12 protein-coding genes are annotated in these 18,616 nt (G+C 73.0%); 6 read left to right on the top strand and 6 right to left on the bottom strand.

From position 1 onward, the window contains the following. The 3 genes from ACIQ9P_RS29125 to ACIQ9P_RS29115 form a co-directional block, all read right to left on the bottom strand. Positions 1-405 (bottom strand): hypothetical protein, encoded by a 405-nt coding sequence (locus ACIQ9P_RS29125; protein WP_402362428.1) that lies wholly within the window; start codon positions 403-405, stop codon positions 1-3. An 89-nt stretch (positions 406-494) separates the two neighbouring features. Continuing rightward, the gene (locus tag ACIQ9P_RS29120) at positions 495-1,424 is read right to left on the bottom strand and encodes a diacylglycerol kinase (protein ID WP_402362425.1); all 930 of its coding nucleotides are present in this window, start codon (positions 1,422-1,424) and stop codon (positions 495-497) included. Next, complete coding sequence (locus ACIQ9P_RS29115) at positions 1,421-2,989, bottom strand: FAD-binding oxidoreductase (RefSeq protein WP_402362553.1); 1,569 nt, start codon at positions 2,987-2,989, stop codon at positions 1,421-1,423. Before ACIQ9P_RS29115 ends, ACIQ9P_RS29120 begins: the two co-directional genes overlap by 4 nt. Before the next feature lie 86 nt (positions 2,990-3,075). On the opposite strand from ACIQ9P_RS29115, the gene ACIQ9P_RS29110 reads away from it, so the two are divergent. Both ACIQ9P_RS29110 and ACIQ9P_RS29105 read left to right on the top strand, forming a co-directional pair. Next, entirely contained in the window at positions 3,076-3,708 is a 633-nt protein-coding gene (locus ACIQ9P_RS29110; RefSeq protein ID WP_402362422.1) for a TetR/AcrR family transcriptional regulator, read from the top strand. A gap of 121 nt (positions 3,709-3,829) precedes the next feature. After that, entirely contained in the window at positions 3,830-5,401 is a 1,572-nt protein-coding gene (locus tag ACIQ9P_RS29105) for a glycerol-3-phosphate dehydrogenase/oxidase (protein ID WP_402362419.1), read from the top strand. A 51-nt stretch (positions 5,402-5,452) separates the two neighbouring features. On the opposite strand, the gene ACIQ9P_RS29100 is transcribed toward ACIQ9P_RS29105, so the two are convergent. After that, positions 5,453-5,743 carry a hypothetical protein gene (locus ACIQ9P_RS29100; protein ID WP_402362417.1) on the bottom strand — a complete coding sequence of 97 codons (291 nt, stop codon included), beginning with the start codon at positions 5,741-5,743 and terminating at the stop codon, positions 5,453-5,455. A gap of 310 nt (positions 5,744-6,053) precedes the next feature. On the opposite strand from ACIQ9P_RS29100, the gene ACIQ9P_RS29095 reads away from it, so the two are divergent. After that, positions 6,054-14,093 (top strand): DNRLRE domain-containing protein, encoded by an 8,040-nt coding sequence (locus ACIQ9P_RS29095; RefSeq protein WP_402362414.1) that lies wholly within the window; start codon positions 6,054-6,056, stop codon positions 14,091-14,093. 25 nt (positions 14,094-14,118) lie between these two features. Next, the gene (locus ACIQ9P_RS29090; RefSeq protein WP_402362411.1) at positions 14,119-14,511 is read left to right on the top strand and encodes a hypothetical protein; all 393 of its coding nucleotides are present in this window, start codon (positions 14,119-14,121) and stop codon (positions 14,509-14,511) included. Between the two features lie 104 nt (positions 14,512-14,615). On the opposite strand, the gene ACIQ9P_RS29085 is transcribed toward ACIQ9P_RS29090, so the two are convergent. Then, positions 14,616-15,356, bottom strand: coding sequence for an SDR family oxidoreductase (locus tag ACIQ9P_RS29085; RefSeq protein WP_402362408.1), 741 nt, complete (start codon positions 15,354-15,356; stop codon positions 14,616-14,618). A gap of 71 nt (positions 15,357-15,427) precedes the next feature. Here ACIQ9P_RS29085 and ACIQ9P_RS29080 point away from each other — a divergent pair, with 71 nt between their 5' ends. Both ACIQ9P_RS29080 and ACIQ9P_RS29075 read left to right on the top strand, forming a co-directional pair. Beyond that, positions 15,428-16,456 carry a LysR substrate-binding domain-containing protein gene (locus ACIQ9P_RS29080; protein ID WP_402362405.1) on the top strand — a complete coding sequence of 343 codons (1,029 nt, stop codon included), beginning with the start codon at positions 15,428-15,430 and terminating at the stop codon, positions 16,454-16,456. 54 nt (positions 16,457-16,510) lie between these two features. After that, positions 16,511-17,086: a TerD family protein gene (locus ACIQ9P_RS29075; RefSeq protein ID WP_402362402.1), complete on the top strand. Its 576-nt coding sequence runs from the start codon at positions 16,511-16,513 to the stop codon at positions 17,084-17,086. A 96-nt stretch (positions 17,087-17,182) separates the two neighbouring features. Here the strand turns inward: ACIQ9P_RS29075 and ACIQ9P_RS29070 are convergent, their stop codons facing one another. Further along, positions 17,183-18,478: an FAD-dependent monooxygenase gene (locus ACIQ9P_RS29070; protein WP_402362399.1), complete on the bottom strand. Its 1,296-nt coding sequence runs from the start codon at positions 18,476-18,478 to the stop codon at positions 17,183-17,185. Positions 18,479-18,616 lie beyond the last annotated feature (138 nt).

Raw genomic sequence — 18,616 nt, 5'->3', positions numbered from 1 at the left:
TCAGCCCTGCTCGGGACCGGACGCCTCCGGGGCCGCCGGCGCGGGGACCTCCAGCGCGGTCCGCAGGAGGTCTTCCAGGTCCCCGGCGCGCACCCGCTTGGCGTCGAGTTCCAGCGTCCCGCCGTCGGCCCGACGGATCTTCAGTCGGACGTCGCCGCGCCTGGGCTGGGCGAACCAGACGCGCAGGGAGGAGGCGAGTACCGAGAGCGCGCCGCCGGCGCCCAGGGCGACGGTGACGGCGTCCAGCACCGAGCCCATCTCCCCGGGCGCGGGCGCACGCCCGGTCAGGGTGACCCGGGTCAGGCCCGGTTCCCCCCGGAGCCAGTCCGTCAGCGACTCGGCCTCCGCGGCGGTGCCCGAACCGTTCTCCCGACCGGTCTCCCCACCGATCACGGAAATGTGCACGTCCACAGGTGCCCCCCACAAGGCTGGTTTTGGACGGAGTCGAGAGCGGTCAGTCTACTGATTCGGCGGACAGCCGAGGGAGGTTCGGATCAATGATCCGGACCGGGTTCCGGGGCGAGCAGCCGCAGCGCCGCCGGCACGACGGTGACCTCGACCGGCAGCGGTGCCATGAACTCGCCGTCCGCGTAGGCGGTGATGCCGGGGGAGTCGAGGCGCAGCGAGGCGGTGCGGTGGGTGGTGACCTCGGGCCGGGCGGTGTGGGTGCCCTTGAGCAGGGTGGGGAAGAAGCGGGCGATCCGCCGCCGGGGCATGGCGTCGACGAGGGTGACGTCGAGGAGACCGTCGGCCGGGTCGGCGTCGGGGCAGATCAGCATGCCGCCGCCGTAGCTGCTGGTGTTGCCGACGGCGGCGAGGGTGAGGTCACGGTCGATCTCGGTGCCGTCGGCGAGGGTGATCCGGAACGGCAGCGGGCGGAGGTTGGCGAACTCGACGGCGATCGCGAGGTTGTAGCGCATCCGGCCGCGCGGCCAGCGCAGTCGGTTGGTGCGGTCGCTGACGAGGGAGTCGAAGCCGCTGGCGAGGACGGAGCCGAACCAGCGGGTGGTGCCGTCGGCGGCGGTGATCCGGCCGAGGTCGACGGTGCGGACGTGGCCGGCGGCGACGGTGTCGGCGGCGGCCTCGGGGGTGTCCCGGGGCAGGCCGTGGGCGCGGGCGTGGTCGTTGCCGGTGCCGGCGGGTATCAGGCCGAGCGGGGTGTCGGTGCCGGCCACGGCCTGGAGGGCGAGGTTGATCATGCCGTCGCCGCCGACGACGACCAGGGCGTCGCAGGACGGCGAGGCGACGGCCTCGCGGGCGAGCGCGAGCGATTCGGCGGCGGAGCCGCCCGCCCGCGGGTCCACGGTGATGCCGTGGGCGCGCAGGCGGGCGGTGGCGCGGTGGGCGGCCGGTTCGGCGTGGCCGGCCGCGGCGGCCGGGTTGGTGAGGAGAACGACGCGGGCGATGGTTCTCCGGTCGGTCACGGGATCAGCTTGCCCGGGTTGAGGATGCCGGCGGGGTCGATCTCGGCCTTGACGGCGCGCAGGATGCGCACGCCGAGGTCGCCGATCTCGTCGGCCATCCAGGGGCGGTGGTCGGTGCCGACGGCGTGGTGGTGGGTGATGGTGCCGCCGGAGCGGACGATGGCGTCGCAGGCGGCGCGCTTGGCGGCGCCCCACTGCTCCAGCGGCTCCTCGCCGAGGGCGGCGACCACGGTGAAGTAGAGCGAGGCGCCGGTCGGGTAGACGTGCGAGATGTGGCAGAGCACGAGCGAGCCGGGCAGGGCCTCGGTCAGCGCGGTGGTGACGGCGAACCGCAGCGCGTGCAGGTCGCGCCAGCCGGCGGCGGTCTCCAGGGTCTCGCACAGCGCGCCCGCGTCGAGCAGCGAGTCGCGCAGGTACGGGGCGTTGAACCGGCCGTGCTCCCAGGCCCGGGCGGGGGCCTCGCCGAGCGAGGTGCCGCCGGCGGCGAGCAGGGCGGCGCGGGTGAGCTGGTGGCGGGCGGCGACCTGCTCGGCGGTGCCCTCGAAGACGGTGACCGCGAGGCAGCCGCTGACGGCGGCCTCGCCGCCGATCTTCTCGGTCATGGCGAGGTTGATCATCGTCTCGGCCTCGTCGGAGAGCCGGATGACGGTCGGGCCGGTGCCCTGCTGCTCGACGGCGCGCAGCGCGGCGGCGCCGGTGGTGAAGTCGGGGAACGACCATGCCTCGTACGCCTTGACAGCGGGCACGGGGTGGACGCGCACCCGGACGGCGGTGATCACGCCGAGGGCGCCCTCGGAGCCGAGGAACAGCTCGCGCAGGTCGGGCCCGGCGGCGGAGGCCGGGGCGCGGCCGAGGTCGAGCACGCCTGTCGGGGTGACCACCCGCAGGCCGCGCACCATGTCGTCGAACCGTCCGTGGCCGGCCGAGTTCTGGCCGGAGGAGCGGGTGGCGGCGAAGCCGCCGATGGTGGCGAAGCGGAAGCTCTGCGGGTAGTGGCCGAGTTCGTAGCCGTGCCCGGCGAGCAGGGCCTCGGCGTCCGGGCCGGTGAGGCCGGCGCCGAGGAGGGCCTCGCCGGAGGTCTCGTCGAGATCGAGGAGTCGGTCGAGCCGGCGCAGGTCGAGGGAGACGACGGCGGCGAACGCGCCGCGCTCCGGGGTGAGTCCGCCGACGACGCTGGTGCCGCCGCCGAACGGCACGACGGCGATCCGGCGTTCGGTGCAGACGGCGAGCAGCGCGGTGATCTCGTCCTCGCCGCCGGGCAGGACGACGGCGTCGGGCGCGTCCTGCGGGTCGCGCGAGCGGCGGCGCAGCAGGTCGGGGGTGGACTTGCCGCCGGCCCGGGGGAGGCGGTCGGCGTCGGCGGTGCTGAGGTGGGCCTCGCCGACGACGGCGGCGAGGGCCGCGAGGTCGTCGGGGGTGAGGGCGGACGGCCGCAGGACGACCTCCGAGGCGTCGGGCCCGGGGGCGGCGTCGCCGGTGACGCCGAGGGCGGCGGCGAGCAGGCCCTTGATGTCGGCGGACAGCTCCTTGGCGAGGGCCGGGTCGCCCCAGGCGTCCCACTTCATCGGGGGGAGCGGCAGGGTGGCCGTACCGGTGGGGGCCGCCGGTGCCGCTTGCTTCTCGGGGGTCATGCGTTACAGTTTTACACATCATGTCAAGTAGTAACGAGTCCCACGAGCCGAGCGCCGAGCGCGCCACCGAGCCGAGCGCCGAGCGCGCCACCGAGCGTGGCACCGATGACGCGATCCTCGACGCCGCCGCCGAACTGATCGTCCAACTCGGCGTCAGTCGAGCCCAGTTGGCCGAGATCGCCCGCCGTGCCGGGGTGAGCCGGCCGACCGTCTACCGGCGCTGGCCGGACGTCCGGGCCGTGATCGGCGCGCTGCTCACCCGGGAGATCGCCGCCACCCGGGACGCCGTCCGGCTCACCGGCACCGACCGGGTCGCGTTCGTCGACGGCGTGGTCGAGGTGGCCGTACGGCTGCGCGACCACCCGGTGCTGGGCGCGCTGCTGCGCTCCGGCGACTCGGACACGCTCTTCGAGTACGTGGTCGACCGCCTGGGCGCCAGCCAGCGCGGGCTGCTGGAGGCGCTGCGGTCGGGGATCGAGCAGGGGCAGCGACACGGTTCGATCCGGGCCGGGGAGCCGCTCGAACTGGCCGCGATGGTGCTGCTGATCGCCCAGTCCACCGTCCAGTCGCACCGCATGGTGGCGCCGGTGCTGCCCGAGGACGCCTGGCGGCGGGAGCTCGCCCGGGCCCTCGACGGCTACCTCGCGCCGTAACCGCCTCGCGCCGCAACCGCCTCGTGCCGTAAGCCCTGCACGCCGTAACTCCCGCACGCCGTACGTCCCGCACGCCCGCTCCCGCGCACTGCCACCAGACCGACCGCCTCGGAGGCCGCAGATGACCACCACCGCCGGGCCCTTCGCCGGGACCGCCCGACTCACCGCCCGCCGCCGCGCGTTGGAGCTCGACGCGCTCGCCGACCGCCCGTCGGTCGACCTGCTGGTGATCGGCGGCGGCGTCACCGGCGCGGGGGTCGCCCTGGACGCGGCGGCGCGCGGACTGTGCGTGGTGCTGGTCGAGTCCCGCGACCTCGCCTTCGGGACCAGCCGGTGGAGCTCCAAGCTCGTCCACGGCGGTCTTCGCTACCTCGCCTCCGGCCGGATCGGGGTGGCCAGGGAGAGCGCCGTCGAGCGCGGGGTGCTGATGACCCGCACCGCCCCGCACCTGGTCCGGCCGCTGCCCCAACTGGTTCCGTTGCTGGACGGGTTGTTCCGCCCCGGGCAGGCCGCGCTGGTCCGGGCCGGCTTCCACGCGGGCGACGCGCTGCGGCTGAGCGCCGGCACCCCGGGCGCACTGCTGCCCCGGGTCCGCCGGGTGGGCGCCGACCGCGCCCGGACCCTGGTGCCGGGCCTGCGCGGTACCGGCCTGTCCGGCGCGTTGGTCGCCCACGACGGCCAACTCGTCGACGACGCCCGGCTGGTGGTGGCGCTGGCCCGCACCGCGGCCCAGTACGGGGCCACCGTGCTCACCCGGGTGCGGGCCGAGGAGGTCACCGGGACCGGCGCCCGGCTCGTCGACACCCTCACCGGGGCCTCGTTCTCCCTGGATGCCCGCGCCGTCGTCAACGCCACCGGCGTCTGGGCGGGCGAGGTGGACCCGTCGATCCGGCTGCGGCCCAGCCGGGGCACCCACCTGGTGGTGGACGCGGCCGCGCTCGGCCGGCCGCTCGCCGCGCTGACCGTCCCGGTGCCCGGCTCCACCAGCCGGTTCGTCTTCGCGTTGCCGCAGCAGCTCGGCCGGGTGGCGATCGGCCTCACCGACGAGGACGCGCCCGGCCCGGTCCCGGACGAGCCGCAGCCCTCCGAGGCCGAGCTCGACTTCCTGCTCGACACCGTGAACGGAGCCCTGGAGACGGCGCTGACCAGGGCCGATGTGCGCGGCGCGTACGCGGGGCTGCGTCCGCTGATCGACACCGGCGACGGCGACACCGCCGACATCTCCCGTCGGCACGCCGTGCTGGAGTCGCCGAACGGCGTGATCACCGTGGTCGGCGGCAAGCTCACCACCTACCGCCGGATGGCCGAGGACGCCGTGGACACCGCCGTCCGGCTGCGCGAGCTGTCCGCCCGCGCCTGCTGGACGGCCCGGCTGCCGCTCGTCGGCGCGCCGAACCACCGGGACAGCCGGCCGGTGCCGGAGGGCGAGGTGGCGGCCTCGCTGCTGGCCCGGCACGGCGGGGCGGCCGCCGAGGTACTGGCGGTGGGCGAGGAACACCTCGGCGCCGGGTACGGGGCGCCGGTCGCCGACGGGATCGACGTCAGCCGAGCCGAGATCGCGTACGCGCTCACCCACGAGGGCGCGCTGGACGTGGAGGACGTACTGCACCGGCGTACCCGGATCGGGCTGGTCGCGGCGGACGCCGAGCGCGCCCGGGCGGCCGTCGAGGGGATCGCGGCGAAGCTGGCCTGACCTGCTTCGATCCGCACGGACACGGACACGGACACGGACACGGACCCGGACTCACCCGGTCCGTTCCGCCATCGGCTGCACGTCCGTGCCGAGCTCCAGTGTGCAGCCGAGCGGCCGTTCCGGCGCGCCCGTCCGCTCCAGCCGGACGGACAGCGGCCGCGGCGGCTCCTCGGGCAGCTGCGCGGCGAGCACCAGCGGGTAGGCCCCGTGCCCGTGGACGCGGTGGAAGGCCACCTCCTTGCCGTCCACCAGTACCTCGGTCTCGGTGATCCACCCGGACCGCACGTTCACCGTGACGGAGTGCCCGCCCCGGTCGAGATGGAAGCTGTGCCGCTGGCGCATGGGAGACCTCCGGTGGTGCCCCCCGAGTCACGGTCAGTGTACGTCGCGATTCGGGTGAATTCCCCTCGCGGTGGGGTGATCAGGGTGAATGTCATGATCATCTCCTTCATGCAGAAAGCATGCCGAAATAACGCTACGTAGGCGATCTGTTACATGATTGTCATCCGGGGTTGCGGCGGAGAGTTCGCGTGAGGTGAGAGGTTTTCCCAGGCTCCGAACGGAGCCGTCTGATGACCTGTCACTATTCGAGAGAGTCCTGATGACACCACGATTCTCGGCCTCGCCCGGTTCCACCGGCGGGGCCTTTTCCATGCGCTGGATACGCCGAATATCCACCGTGCTGACGCTCGGTCTGCTGGTGCAGGCCGGTGTCGTCGCCGACGCCCTGGCGTCGCCCCAGGCGGGCAGGGCGCCCGCACCACAGGCGCCGGCCACCCCGGCCGCACCGTCCACCGAGGCCCCTGACGAGGCGTCGGCACTGCTGGCGGCCCGTCTTCAGGGCAAGCGGATCGAGGTCACCAAGGCCCGCACCGAGTTCACCACCCTGTGGGCGAACCCCGAAGGGACGCTGACCTCGGAGCGGTCGACCGGTCCGATCCGGATGAAGGTCGGCGAGGCGTGGGTCCCGGTCGACACCACCCTCGTCCAGACGCCGGACGGCAAGGTCGCGCCGAAGGCCCACCCGGAGGGGCTGGTCTTCGAGGGCGGCGACGCCGGGGTGACGGTGGGCGACAGCCTCCCCGCCGCCGGTGCGCCGGTGCCCACCGAGCACGCTTCCCGCAGCGCGGCGCGCGCCGGTGCCCCGACCGAGGGCAAGCCGGCCGCCGAGCCCACGCAGGAGCCCATCCAGGAGCCCAAGCAGGAACCCGCGCCGGACCCCACGCAGGAGTCCGAGTCCAAGTCCGAGCAGGAGCCCGAGCCCAAGCCCGAGTCCAAGTCCGAGCCCAAGCCCGAGCCCGAGCCCAAGCCCGCCGAGCGCCCGCTGGTCACGATCGGCTCCGGGGACCGCCAGGTCGAGTTCGGCTGGCTGGGCCGACTGCCCAAGCCCAAGCTGTCCGGCAACAAGGCCACGTACGTCGACGCCCGCCCCGGTGTGGACCTCCTCCTGGAGGCGACCCGGACCGGCTTCGAGCAGTACCTGATCGTCAAGGACCGCAGCGCGGTCTCCCAGGCCGGCACGCTCACGCTGCCGATCGACACCACCGGCTACCAGGTGGCCGGGCAGCCCGACGGCGCGATCCATCTGCTGGGCGCCGACGGCAAGGTGGCCGTCAGGATCCCGGCGCCGGTCATGTGGGACGCCTCGGTGGACGAGCGTTCGGGCGAACACCTCAACCGCGCACCCGTCCGCATGGAGCTGCGTGGCAGCGGGGGGGACGCCGAGTTGGTGTTCACCCCCGACGCGGCCTTCCTGGCCGACGTGAGGACGCAGTTCCCCGTGACGGTCGACCCGGTGGTCAACGTCGAGGCGAACTTCGACACGTACGTGCACACCGGCGAGAACACCGACAACTCCTCCTCCACGGAGTTGAAGCTGGGGACGTACAACGGCGGTGCCACCAAGGCCCGTTCGTTCATCCACTTCCCCGGTGGCGACTTCAACGGCAAGCAGATCCTGGACGCCAAGCTGTACCTGGCGAACTTCCACTCCTCCTCCTGCCTGCAGAAGCAGTGGGAGGTCTGGTCCGCCCAGTACGCGGACACGGGCAACCGCTGGGGCAACCAGCCCGGCATGATCAACCGCTACGCGGTCTCCAGCGAGACCCGTGACGTGCCGAACGACGGCGACACCCACGACTGCCTCGGCGAGGGTGGCACCTACTGGGTGAAGGCCGACGTCACCAACCTGGTGCGGGACTGGTCCGGGATGGGTGCGGGTACGTACGCGCTGGGTCTCAAGGCGGCGGACGAGAACGACTCCTACACCTGGAAGCGGTTCGAGTCCTCCGAGGGCGAGCACTCCCCGTTCCTGTCGATCACCTACAACACCGTGCCTGCCACCCCGGCGTCGGTGGACATCCAGCCGTCCCAGCCGGGCACCCCGAAGTACGTGTCGGACGCCAACCCGCGCTTCCTGGCGCAGGCGGCGGACGACGACGGTGACGCGGTCAAGGTCTTCTTCGACCTGTGGCGCGGCGGCACCTTCATCGGCTCCATCCAGAGGGACACCCCGAACGGCTCGGTCGCGTCCGTCCGGGCGTCCGACTTCGGGCTGCCGAAGCTCGACGAAGGTGTGCAGTACTCGATCTCCTCGATGCTGGACGACGGCAAGTCCCGTTCCAACTGGGTGACCACGCAGTTCGTGGTCGACACCACCAAGCCGGGCGCGCCGTTCGTGACCTCCGCCGACTACCCGTCGGACGGGCTGTGGCACGGCGCGGCCAACCAGGCCGGTTCGTTCACCTTCTCGGCCCCGGCCGGGACGGACGACGTGACCGCGTACGTCTACACGCTGGACGGCGGCACCGCCGTCACCGTCAACTCGGGCGCCACGCTGACCACGTCGATCACCCCGACCACCGAGGGCCGGCGCGTACTCAGCGTGCAGGCCAAGGACCGCGCGGGCAACCTGTCCCCGCCGACCACCTACACCTTCCAGGTCGGCCAGGCCGGTCTGAGCTCGCCGGTCAACGGCAGCCAGTCCGCCAAGCGCGTCAAGCTGGCCGTGGACGCCCAGGCGCAGTTCAAGCGCGTGGTCTACGAGTACCGCCGCGGCCCCGGAGCCACCGAGTACGCCGTCCCGCGGGTCAACCTGACCAAGGCCGACAACACCCCGGTCGGCGAGGACCGGCCCCGGCTGGCGGACCTCGGCCCGCACGCCAACTGGAGCGTGCTCGACACCCTCGGCAACGTCGGCGGTGTCGTCCAGGTCCGCGCCAAGCTGTTCCCCGAGGACGGCTCCGGCAACGGCTACACCACCGTCTGGAACACCATCACGGTCGACCGCAACGCCGACGGCGCCGCGAGCGCCGACGTCGGTCCGGGCTCGGTCAACCTGCTCACCGGTGACTACTCCAGCGATGTCACGGACGCCGACGAGTTCGGCATGTCGGTGGCCCGCACCACCTCTTCGCGCGACCTCGGCCGCGGCTGGCAGCCGCAGGGCGAGCGCCTGAGCGCCAACCAGCGCCAGGTGGGCACCGACACCAACGGCTTCTCGGCCGGCCTGGCGTCGCTGTCGCGTTCCACGGTCCGCGGCCACGACAGTTCGACCGACTCGCTGCTGATCACGCCGACCGGCCAGGCCGGGCAGATCGACTCCTACGCGGGTGTCGGCCCGGACAACACCATGGCGCTCGGCATGAAGCCGGGCCGCACCTACCGCCTCACCGGCTGGATCTACGTGCCGGGCTCCACCGGCCTGAACCCGGACTTCGGTGACCGCGGCCTGCGCCTCGCCGGCTTCGTCAAGACCCCGGCCGGCTACACCAAGACCACCTCGTCCAAGGCCGGCTTCACCGACGGCTGGCAGCAGCTGAGCGTGGATCTGGCCGTCCCCGCCGACGCGACCGAGGCGTTCTTCCGCCTCTACAACGGCTTCACCGCGGCGGACAAGCAGGTCTTCTTCGACGACATCTCGATGAAGGAGATCGTCGCCCCGTTCGGCCCGCAGTGGGCCGGCGGCCCCGACGCGGGTGCCGGTTCGGACTACCGCTCGCTGTCGTTCCCGCAGTCCGACCTGGTCGAGATCAAGGGCAACGACGACACCTCGCTGACCTTCGCCAAGGGCACCGACGGCACGTTCTTCCCGGAGCCGGGCGCCGAGTCGCTCGCCCTGAAGGCCGTCCCGGCGACCGCGGGCGCGATCGTGCTCAGCAGCACCGGCCAGTGCCTGGAGGCCCCGAACGGCGCGGTCGGCGACGGTGCCGGGCTGCAGCCGGCGCCCTGCACCGGCGCGGCGAACCAGCAGTGGACGCGCGGCGACGGCCTGACCCTGCGGCTGCTGGGCTACTGCCTGGACAACCCGCTGGGTCAGGTCGACAACGGCACCCGGATGATGCTCTGGAGCTGCAACGGCGGCATCAACCAGCAGTGGGAGGTCCGCACCGACGGCATGGTGGTGAACGGCCACTCGAACAAGTGCCTGGACGCCGACAAGGGTGCTTCGGTCTGGGTCTGCTGGGCCGGTCCGAACCAGCTCTGGAACGTCCAGACCGCCGGCACCACCTACGAGCTGTCCGAGCTGGACGGTTCGAGGACGGTGTTCGCGCAGCAGGCCGGTTCGAACATCTACCAGGTGGTCAGCGACAGCGGCCCCCAGGCGGCTTCGACCACCCGCTACCAGTACGACACCGCCGACGGCCGTTCGCTGGTCAAGCGCGTCATCCCGCCGGTCGAGCCCGGCGTCGACGACCTCAAGCACTGCTCGGTCGACCCGCTGCCGCGCGGCTGCGAGGTCATGGAGTACGAGTACGCCAGGGCCCTCACCGCCACGGGCACCACGCCGGGTGACTACCCGGACCGCGTCAAGGCGGTCAAGGTGTGGTCGTGGAACCCGGCCACCTCCCAGCAGGCGGCCGTCGAGGTCGCCCACTACGCGTACGACGACAAGGGCCGCATCGCCCAGGTCTGGGACCCGCGCCTGGCGCAGCCGCTGAAGACCACGTACGGCTACGACACCGAGGGCCGGGTCACCCGGATCACCCCGTCCGGCGAGCTGCCGTGGAACTTCGACTACGGCAGGGCCGCGGCCGACCAGGACCCGGGACGCCTGCTGAAGGTCCGCCGTGCCACCCTGGCCCAGGGGTCGAAGGACCAGGTCGCCGGTGAGGTCGCGACCAACCTGCTCTACGACGTGCCGCTCACTCGCGGTACGGGCGGCCCGTACGATCTGGGCGGTTCGGACGTGGCCACGTGGGGGCAGCTGGACGCGCCCACCGACGCCACCGCCGTGTTCGGCCCCGAGGACGACCCGGGCACCAACAGCGCCACCGCGGCCAAGCCGGGCCGGGACGGTTACAAGCCGGCCGTCGTCCACTACCTCAACGCCAACGGCAACGAGGTCAACACGGCCAGCCCGTCGGTCACTCCGGGTGGCGACATCGACACCAAGGAGTACGACCGCTACGGCCACGTCGTGCGCTCGCTGGAGGCCACCAACCGCACCGTCGTGCTCGGCACCCACCCCGAGTGGGACCGGTTCACGGCCGAACTGGGCTTGCCGCAGATCCCGGCCGAACTGCTCGTCGCGAACCTGACCGACGAGCAGAAGGCCCGCAAGGCCGAGATCACCAAGTCCCGGGCCCGGCTGCTGGACTCGCGCACCACCTACAGCGCGGACGGCCTCGACGTCGTCGAAACGCTCGGTCCGGTGTACCGCGCCTCGCTCGCCGAGCAGGTGGTCGGCCAGAGCACCCCGGTCACCGTGTTCTCGGAGGCCGAGAAGCTCCCGCAGCTCGGCGGCACCGCGCCGACCCAGATCGACACCGACTGCTGCGGCCTCACCTGGTCCGGTGGTGCCCACCTGAGCATCAGGCCCACCGCTGCGGGCGCGTTCGACGCCGTGCGCGTCAAGGTGCCGGAGGAGGGCGACTACCTGCTCTCCGGGCAGCTGACCAAGTACAGCGACCACGGCATCGTGCAGTTCGCGATCGACGGGAAGAACGTCGGCCAGCCGATCGACACCTGGTCCGCCGACCCGGCCGTCGTCCCGTACGCGACCGGCCAGGCGGTCCGGCTCGCCCGCGGTGACCACGAGCTCCGGATCACCGTCGTCGACGCCAACCCGGCCAGCACCGGCGCCCGCTACCACACCGGTATCGACACCGTCACACTGACCAAGGCCACCCTCAACCCGACCCTCGCCGCCGGCGCGTCGGTCGTCGCACGCGACCACAACACCAACACCTACGACGAGGGGAGGCCCGACGGCCAGGCGTACCACCTGGTCACCACCAGCACCGACGGCGCCCGCGTCGAGGGCTACGCCGACGACGCCGAGGTACGGGTCACCAGGACCGGTTACGACGCGCCGCTCGGTGGCACCGCCGGCTGGACGCTGAAGAAGCCCACCTCGGTCACCACCGACGCGCTCGGCAGTAAGCCGACGGCCACCGTCAAGTACGACGCGCAGGGCCACGCGCTGGAGTCCCGCAAGGCGGGCTCCGACGGCGGCGACGCCGGCACCGTCAAGTCGGTGTTCTACACCGCCGGCGCCAACCCGGACGACGCGGCATGCGCCAACCGGCCCGAGTGGGCGGGTCTGCCCTGTGTGACCCTGCCGGGCGGCGCGATCACGGGTGCCGACGGCACCCGGATGCCGACCACCCTGTCGGTCAAGCGGGTCACCCGCTACTCGCCGTTCGGCGAGCCGGAGGAGACCACCGAGACCAACGCGGGCAAGTCCCGGAAGACCGTCGTCACGTACGACGGCGCCGACCGGATCACCTCGACCGAGATCACCTCGGACGAGGGCAAGCCGCTGCCGAAGGTCACCACCGAGTACGACCCGGCCACCGGCGACAGCGTGAGGACGACGGCGGGCGGCAAGTCGCTCGTGCGCGTCCTGGACCAGCTCGGCCGACTGCTCTCCTACACGGACGCCGACGGTGCCACGACCACCACGGAGTTCGACCGGTTCGGCAAGCCGGTCAAGGTCACCGACCCGACCGGGTCCACCGCCTACACCTACGACCGCGCCAAGGAGCCGCGCGGACTGGTCACTTCGGTCAACGACAGCGTGGCCGGCGAGTTCACCGCCAAGTACGGCCCGGACGGCCAACTGGTCGAGCAGACCTACCCCGGTGGCATCGTCCGAAAGGACACCACCAACGCGGTCGGTGAGGCCACCGGCCGCACCTACACCCGCACCAGCGACAACAAGGTGGTCTGGGCCCAGAGCACCGACATGTCCACCCAGGGCCAGGTGGCCAAGGACACCAGCTCCACCGCCACCCGTACCTACCACTACGACCGGCTGGGCCGGCTGGTGAAGGCCGAGCAGTCCACGGTCGCCACCGGCTGCGTCACCCGCCAGTACGCCTTCGACGTCCACTCCAACCGCCTGTCCAAGCAGACCTCCCCGCGCGGGGCGGCCGGCGAGTGCAGCACGGCCGGGGCCACGGCGGAGAACCACACCTACGACAGCGCCGACCGCCTCACCGACCCCGGCTTCACCTACGACGCCTTCGGGCGCACGGTGAAGACCGCGACCGGCGCGACCAACACCTACTGGGCGAACGACCGCGTCGCCGCCCAGGAGAAGGGGGACACCAAGCAGGAGTGGGCCGTCGACGCCGCCCACCGCCTGACCGCGTTCACCACCAGCAAGAAGCAGGCCGACGGCTCCTGGGCCGGCGCCGCGTCGAAGCTGAACCACTACGGTGACGACTCCGACGAGGTCCGCTGGACCGTCGAGGACACCACCCAGGGCACCCTGACCCGCAACGTGTCCGGCCCCGACGCCGACCTCGTGGCAACCACGAGCAGGACCGGTGACGTCCAGCTCCAGCTGACCAACCTGTTCGGCTCGGTGGTGCTCGTCACCGACACCGCGCTGACCAGGCCGGTGGTGCTGGACTTCGACGAGTTCGGCATCCCGCAGGACGGCCAGGCCGGGGTCCGTTACGGCTGGCTCGGCGGCAAGCAGCGCTCCGCCGAGGCGCAGGACGGCGACATCCTGATGGGTGCCCGGCTCTACAGCCCGGCCCTCGGCCGCTTCCTCCAGGTCGACCCGGTGCCCGGCGGCAACGCCAGCGCCTACGACTACTGCACCGGCGACCCGGTCAACTGCACCGACCTCGACGGCAACTGGGGCATGCCCAAGTGGCTGAAGAAGACGGTGGAGGTGGTCGCCAAGGTCGCCGAGGTGGCATCCAACATCCCGGGTCCGATCGGCACGATATCGGCCGTCGTCTCCGCGGTCTCCTACGCGGCCACCGGCAACTGGGCGAAGGCCGCCGAGATGGCGGTCACCGCGGTCGCGGCCACGGTCGGGGCCGGACCGGTCGTCAAGGCGGCTGTGTCGGCCGTCCACACGGTCAAGGCGGCCAGGGCCGTCAAGGCCGCGGTCAAGGCGACCCCGAATCCGCGCCTGATCAAGATCTCGCGTTCGAAGATGGCGATCCGGGCGTACAGCATGCCGGTGATCGGCGCGAAGTCGAAGCTGTTCGGCGATGTCCACTCGGGGGCCAGGAAGGCCGGCCTGCTGAACCGGGGCGGGCGGGATGCCCGCTGGTCCGCCGGCTGGAGCGTCGCCACCACGAGGGACGCGGGCCTGGTGAAGAGCCACCGCAAGTCCAACGCGCGCACCGTCTTCCGGCTCAAGGTCGCTGGTAAGAAGGTGGACGTCGGGTTCGGACCATGGCGCCCCGGCCGCCAGCGCAACTACCCGCCGGTGACCTGGCGATGACGGAGAGAGGAAAGGTGGACCGACGGTGATCGACGCGTTCGTCGAGGAGATGACGGCGTCCGGCCTGTTCGTGTCGGTCGAGGCGGTGCCCGTGATGGACGCGCCCCGCATCGTCGACGCGTGGGCGGACTCGGTGGCGGGGCAGGAGTTCTGCGTGTCCCTGGCCGAAGGCCAGGACAAGGCGCGGGTGCTCTGTGACGGCTACGTCTTCGAGGCCGTTCCGGTCCCGGCCGTCCTTGAGTTCGTCGACGCGGTCGTCCATGAGCGGATCGAGGTCACCGCGTCCGGTGACGGCACCTGGTTGACCCTGGGGGTTTCCACCTCGCAGGGGGTCTGGCAGGACACGCGGCGTGTCACCGCCGAGGTGTCGCCGTGGGAGCGGCGGGCCCTCGCCCGGAAGGGAAGGGGTTCGTCCTGACGGAGCGCGGGACCGAGTGAGGAAGGACCGGTGCCGTGGGCGGCTGCAGCCGCCCACGGCACCGACCGTTTTCCGGTCCCGGTCCCGTTTTCGACGTCGGGGGCTCAGGCCAGGCGGCCGCCGCCGTCGACGTGCAGCACCGTGCCGGTGACGAAGGGGCTGGTCATGGCGAACCGGACGGCGCCGACCAGGTCGTCGACGGTGCCGGTGCGGCGGGCCGGGTTGCGTTCGGCGACGGAGCGCAGGAAGTCGGCCTTGCCGGGGCCCAGGCCGTCCCAGGCGCCGGTGTCGACGATGCCGGGGGAGACGGCGTTGACCCGGACCGGGGCGATCTCGACCGCGAGCGCCTGGACCAGGAAGGCGAGCGCGCCGTTGGTGGTCGCCATCACGGTACGGGCGGGGGCCGGGCGCCAGGCGGCGACGCCGGAGAAGAAGGTGAAGGAGGCGCCGTCGGGGGTGTCGGTGGCGGCCTGCGGGGCGAGGTGCTTGGCGAGCAGCAGCGGGCCGTAGACCTTGGCGGCGAACGCCCGGTGGATGTCGGCGAGTTCGAGTTCGGCGAGCGGACCGTTGGCGGGCATGGCGGCGGTGGAGACCAGGTGGTCGAAGCGGCCGGTGGCGGCCGCGAGGGCGGCGACGGACGCCTCGTCGGCGAGGTCGACGGGGACGGTGCGGGCGGGGCCGGGGAGTTCGCCGGCGGTCCACTCCAGCTTGCGCGGGTCGGGGCCGGCCAGGACGAGTTCGGCCCCGGCGGCGGACGCGGCGTGGGCGAGGGCGCGGCCGGTGCGGGAGCCGGCGCCGATCACGACGACGCGGCGGGAGGCGAGGGGGAGAGTGCTGTCGGTCATGGGGCAAGCCTGTTCCGACCAGGCATGATGCGTCCAAGACTTGTTTTCTAAGTCTTCCATAAACTGTCTGCATGACCACGCTCCGACAGTTCGAGTACCTGGTGACCGTCGTCGACACCGGGTCCTTCACCCGTGCCGCCGAGCTGCTGCACGTCACCCAGCCGGCGTTGTCGCACCAGGTGCGGGCACTGGAGAAGGCCGTCGGCGGGCGGCTGCTGGAGCGGCTGCCGCGGGCGGTGCGGCCGACGCCGATGGGGCGGGCGGTGCTGCCGCACGCGCGGGCCGCGCTGGCGGACGCCGAGCGGCTGCGGGCGGCGGCGCTGAGCGCGGCCGGACTGGCTGGCGGGGAGCTGGAGTTGGCGACGGTGTACTCGGTGAGCCTGGGCCTGCTGCCGCCGGTGCTGCGGGCCTGGCGGGCGGCGCACCCGGAGGTGCGGATCCGGCTGCGGGAGTTCGCGCACACCGAGGACCTCCGGGCGGCGATGACGGCGGGTCAGGCGGACGTGGCGGTGGGACCGCTGCCGACCGGCTGGGAGGGGCCGATCCGGGAGCTGGGGACGGAGGAGTTCGTCCTGGTGCTCCCGTCCGGAGGGGCTGACGGGCCGGAGGGGGCGGAGGAGCCGGAGGACGCCCCGGTGCCGCTGGCGGCCCTGGCCGGGTGCGACTGGGTGCACTACGCCCCCGGCAACGGCCTGGCGGACGTGCTCGACGCGGCCTGCGCGGAGGCCGGGTTCCGGCCCGGGGTGGCGGTGCGCACCGAGCAGACGGCGGCGGCGCCGCTGCTCGCGGCCGCCGGGCTGGGCCCGGCGCTGGTGCCCGCGAACATTGTGCCGCCCGGATTCGACGGCGTGGTCCGCCGCCCCGAACCGCCGGTGCGGCGGCCGCTGGTGGCGTACACCAGGACCAGGCCGGACGCGCTGACGGCGGCGTTCGTCGAGCTGCTGTCCCGTCGGGTCCGGCTGCTGCCCGATGTCGCGGCCGGTGGAACGGCCGGTGGAACGGCCGGTGGAACGGCCGGTGGAGCGGCCGTTGGGCCGGAGAGCGGGCCGGAGGGCGGTCCGACCGGATCGGCGGATGTGTCGGCCGACGGATTCTCGTGATCTCTACAGTGCTGTAGATTCGTTTGGCAGGGAGAGCAACCGAGGAGGGCAATCGTGGGAGTTTCGCTGGCCAAGGGCGGCAACGTCTCGCTGACCAAGGAGGCGCCGGGCCTGACGGCCGTCATCGTCGGACTCGGCTGGGACGTCCGCACCACCACCGGCGCCGACTACGACCTGGACGCGAGCGCGCTGCTCTGCAACGCGCTCGGCAAGGTGGTCTCGGACCAGCACTTCGTCTTCTTCAACAACCTGCGCAGCCCGGACGGTTCGGTCGAGCACAGCGGCGACAACCTGACCGGCGGCGGCGACGGCGACGACGAGCAGATCAAGGTCGACCTGGCCGGTGTCCCGGCCGACGTGGCCAAGGTGGTCTTCCCGGTGTCGATCTACGACGCCGACGCCCGGTTCCAGAGCTTCGGCCAGGTGCGCAACGCCTTCATCCGGATCGTCAACCAGGCGAACGGCCAGGAGCTGGCCCGGTACGACCTCACCGAGGACGCCTCCACCGAGACGGCGATGGTCTTCGGCGAGCTGTACCGCAACGGTGCCGAGTGGAAGTTCCGCGCGATCGGCCAGGGCTACGCCTCCGGCCTGCGCGGCATCGCGACCGACTACGGCGTCAACGTCTGACATCGTCCGACAGCGGATGCCCGGGGCGCCGGGAGCACCTGAACGGGCCACCGGGCGGTCGACCGAGCGGGTCGCCGCCCGGTGGTCGGCCCCCGGTCAGCGCGCTTCCGGCCCCCGCGGGTCCGCCCCGCGCTCCAGCGCCATTCCCCCGAACCCGCCCGAGGCGCCCAGCTGGTCGCGCCACCACGCGGCCATCGCCGGCCCGTCGACGGCCGACCAGTCCGGCGCCCCGGTGACCTGCGCCCGCCCGAGCCGTCGGCTGAGCCGCACCAGCGCCCGCCCCGCCGCACCGCGCTCGCGGTCGTAGCCGGGCAGCAGGTCGGCCCAGTCCTCGGCCGCCCGCCAGGCGTCCTCGAAGGCGCAGGCGTCCTGCAGCGCCTTCGCCGCGCCACTGGTGGTGTGCGGGCGGACGAGGGTCGCGGCGTCCCCGGCGAGCAGCAGGCGCCCGGCGGTGCGGCGGGGGGTCTCCAGGTCGTGGATCGGCTGGAGCAGGATCCGCCCGACCGGTGTCAGGCCGACCACGCCGGCCCAGTACGGCGGCAGGACGCGCTCGGCGAGGGCGGAGAGGTCGCCGTGGCGGGCGGAGTCGAGCGAGCCGACCGCGAAGCCGAGCGGGTCGGTGCCGCCCGCGGTCCGCAGCCAGTCGGGCGCGGGGGCGTAGAAGACCCAGTTCACCAGGGTGGTGCCGGGCGTCAGCCCCGGGATCCGATAGAGCACGACCTGGCCGCCGGGGTAGCAGGCGGTGATCACCTCCGCCTCGGGCCAGTGCGCCGCGCCGCCCGGGAGCCGGTCGAGCAGCCGGGCGTCGAAGCTGCCGCGCCAGGCGACGTACCCGGCGTACTCGGCCCGGGCCTGCGGGCAGACGGCGGCGCGCACCACCGACCGGTGCCCGTCGGCGCCCACCACCAGGTCGTACGGTTCGCGCCCGCCGTCCGCCGTCTCCACCCAGGCCGACCCGCCGGGGCCGGTGCCGCCGGGGCCGGTGTCGCCCGGGCCGGTGCCGCCGGCCGCCGTGACGGCCGTCCCGGGGCGGAACTCCACCCGCTCGGGCGTGCGTTCGCGCAACCCCTGCCACAGCACGCCCCAGTGGAAGGAGTGCATTGCCAGCGGCTGCACCCACAGCGCCCGCCCGCGCGGGGTGCCCGCCGGGTCCTTGGTCACCCAGTGCCGGGTGGTGAGCGGATGGTGGCGGATGCCGTCGTCCAGGTGGCCGGCCAGGACCAGTTCGTCGTAGCGCTCCAGCACGACGCACAGGCCCACCCCGCGGTCCTCCAGGTGACCCGGGCTGCGTTCCAGCACGGTGACTCGCTCGGCGCCGCCCCGGGCGGCCGCCCGGGCGAACGCGCTTCCCGCGATGCTGCCGCCGACCACGGCGACCGATCCACCCCGCACGATCGCTCCCCTCCTCGCCGGGGCGCCCGCGGCCCCGTCCGTCGTCCCCGACGACCATACGCCGTGGGCTGACGGCCCGTCAGTGATGATCCCGAGGTGTTCCCTGAATCACCTATGCAACTGGTTGCATAGCGTGCT

The sequence above is a fragment of the Kitasatospora sp. NPDC094019 genome, from assembly GCF_044764505.1.
Taxonomy (GTDB): Bacteria; Actinomycetota; Actinomycetes; order Streptomycetales; family Streptomycetaceae; genus Kitasatospora.
The sequence above is the reverse complement of the archived record's forward strand: the minus strand, read 5'-3'. Positions and strand labels throughout refer to the sequence as shown.

Coding starts and splice junctions, on each gene's coding strand:
- ACIQ9P_RS29100 (WP_402362417.1), bottom strand. CDS start 5,743: ATGCGCCAGCGGCACAGCTTCCATCTCGACCGGGGCGGGCACTCCGTC.
- ACIQ9P_RS29115 (WP_402362553.1), bottom strand. CDS start 2,989: ATGAAGTGGGACGCCTGGGGCGACCCGGCCCTCGCCAAGGAGCTGTCC.
- ACIQ9P_RS29095 (WP_402362414.1), top strand. CDS start 6,054: ATGCGCTGGATACGCCGAATATCCACCGTGCTGACGCTCGGTCTGCTG.
- ACIQ9P_RS29085 (WP_402362408.1), bottom strand. CDS start 15,356: ATGACCGACAGCACTCTCCCCCTCGCCTCCCGCCGCGTCGTCGTGATC.
- ACIQ9P_RS29080 (WP_402362405.1), top strand. CDS start 15,428: ATGACCACGCTCCGACAGTTCGAGTACCTGGTGACCGTCGTCGACACC.
- ACIQ9P_RS29105 (WP_402362419.1), top strand. CDS start 3,830: ATGACCACCACCGCCGGGCCCTTCGCCGGGACCGCCCGACTCACCGCC.
- ACIQ9P_RS29110 (WP_402362422.1), top strand. CDS start 3,076: ATGTCAAGTAGTAACGAGTCCCACGAGCCGAGCGCCGAGCGCGCCACC.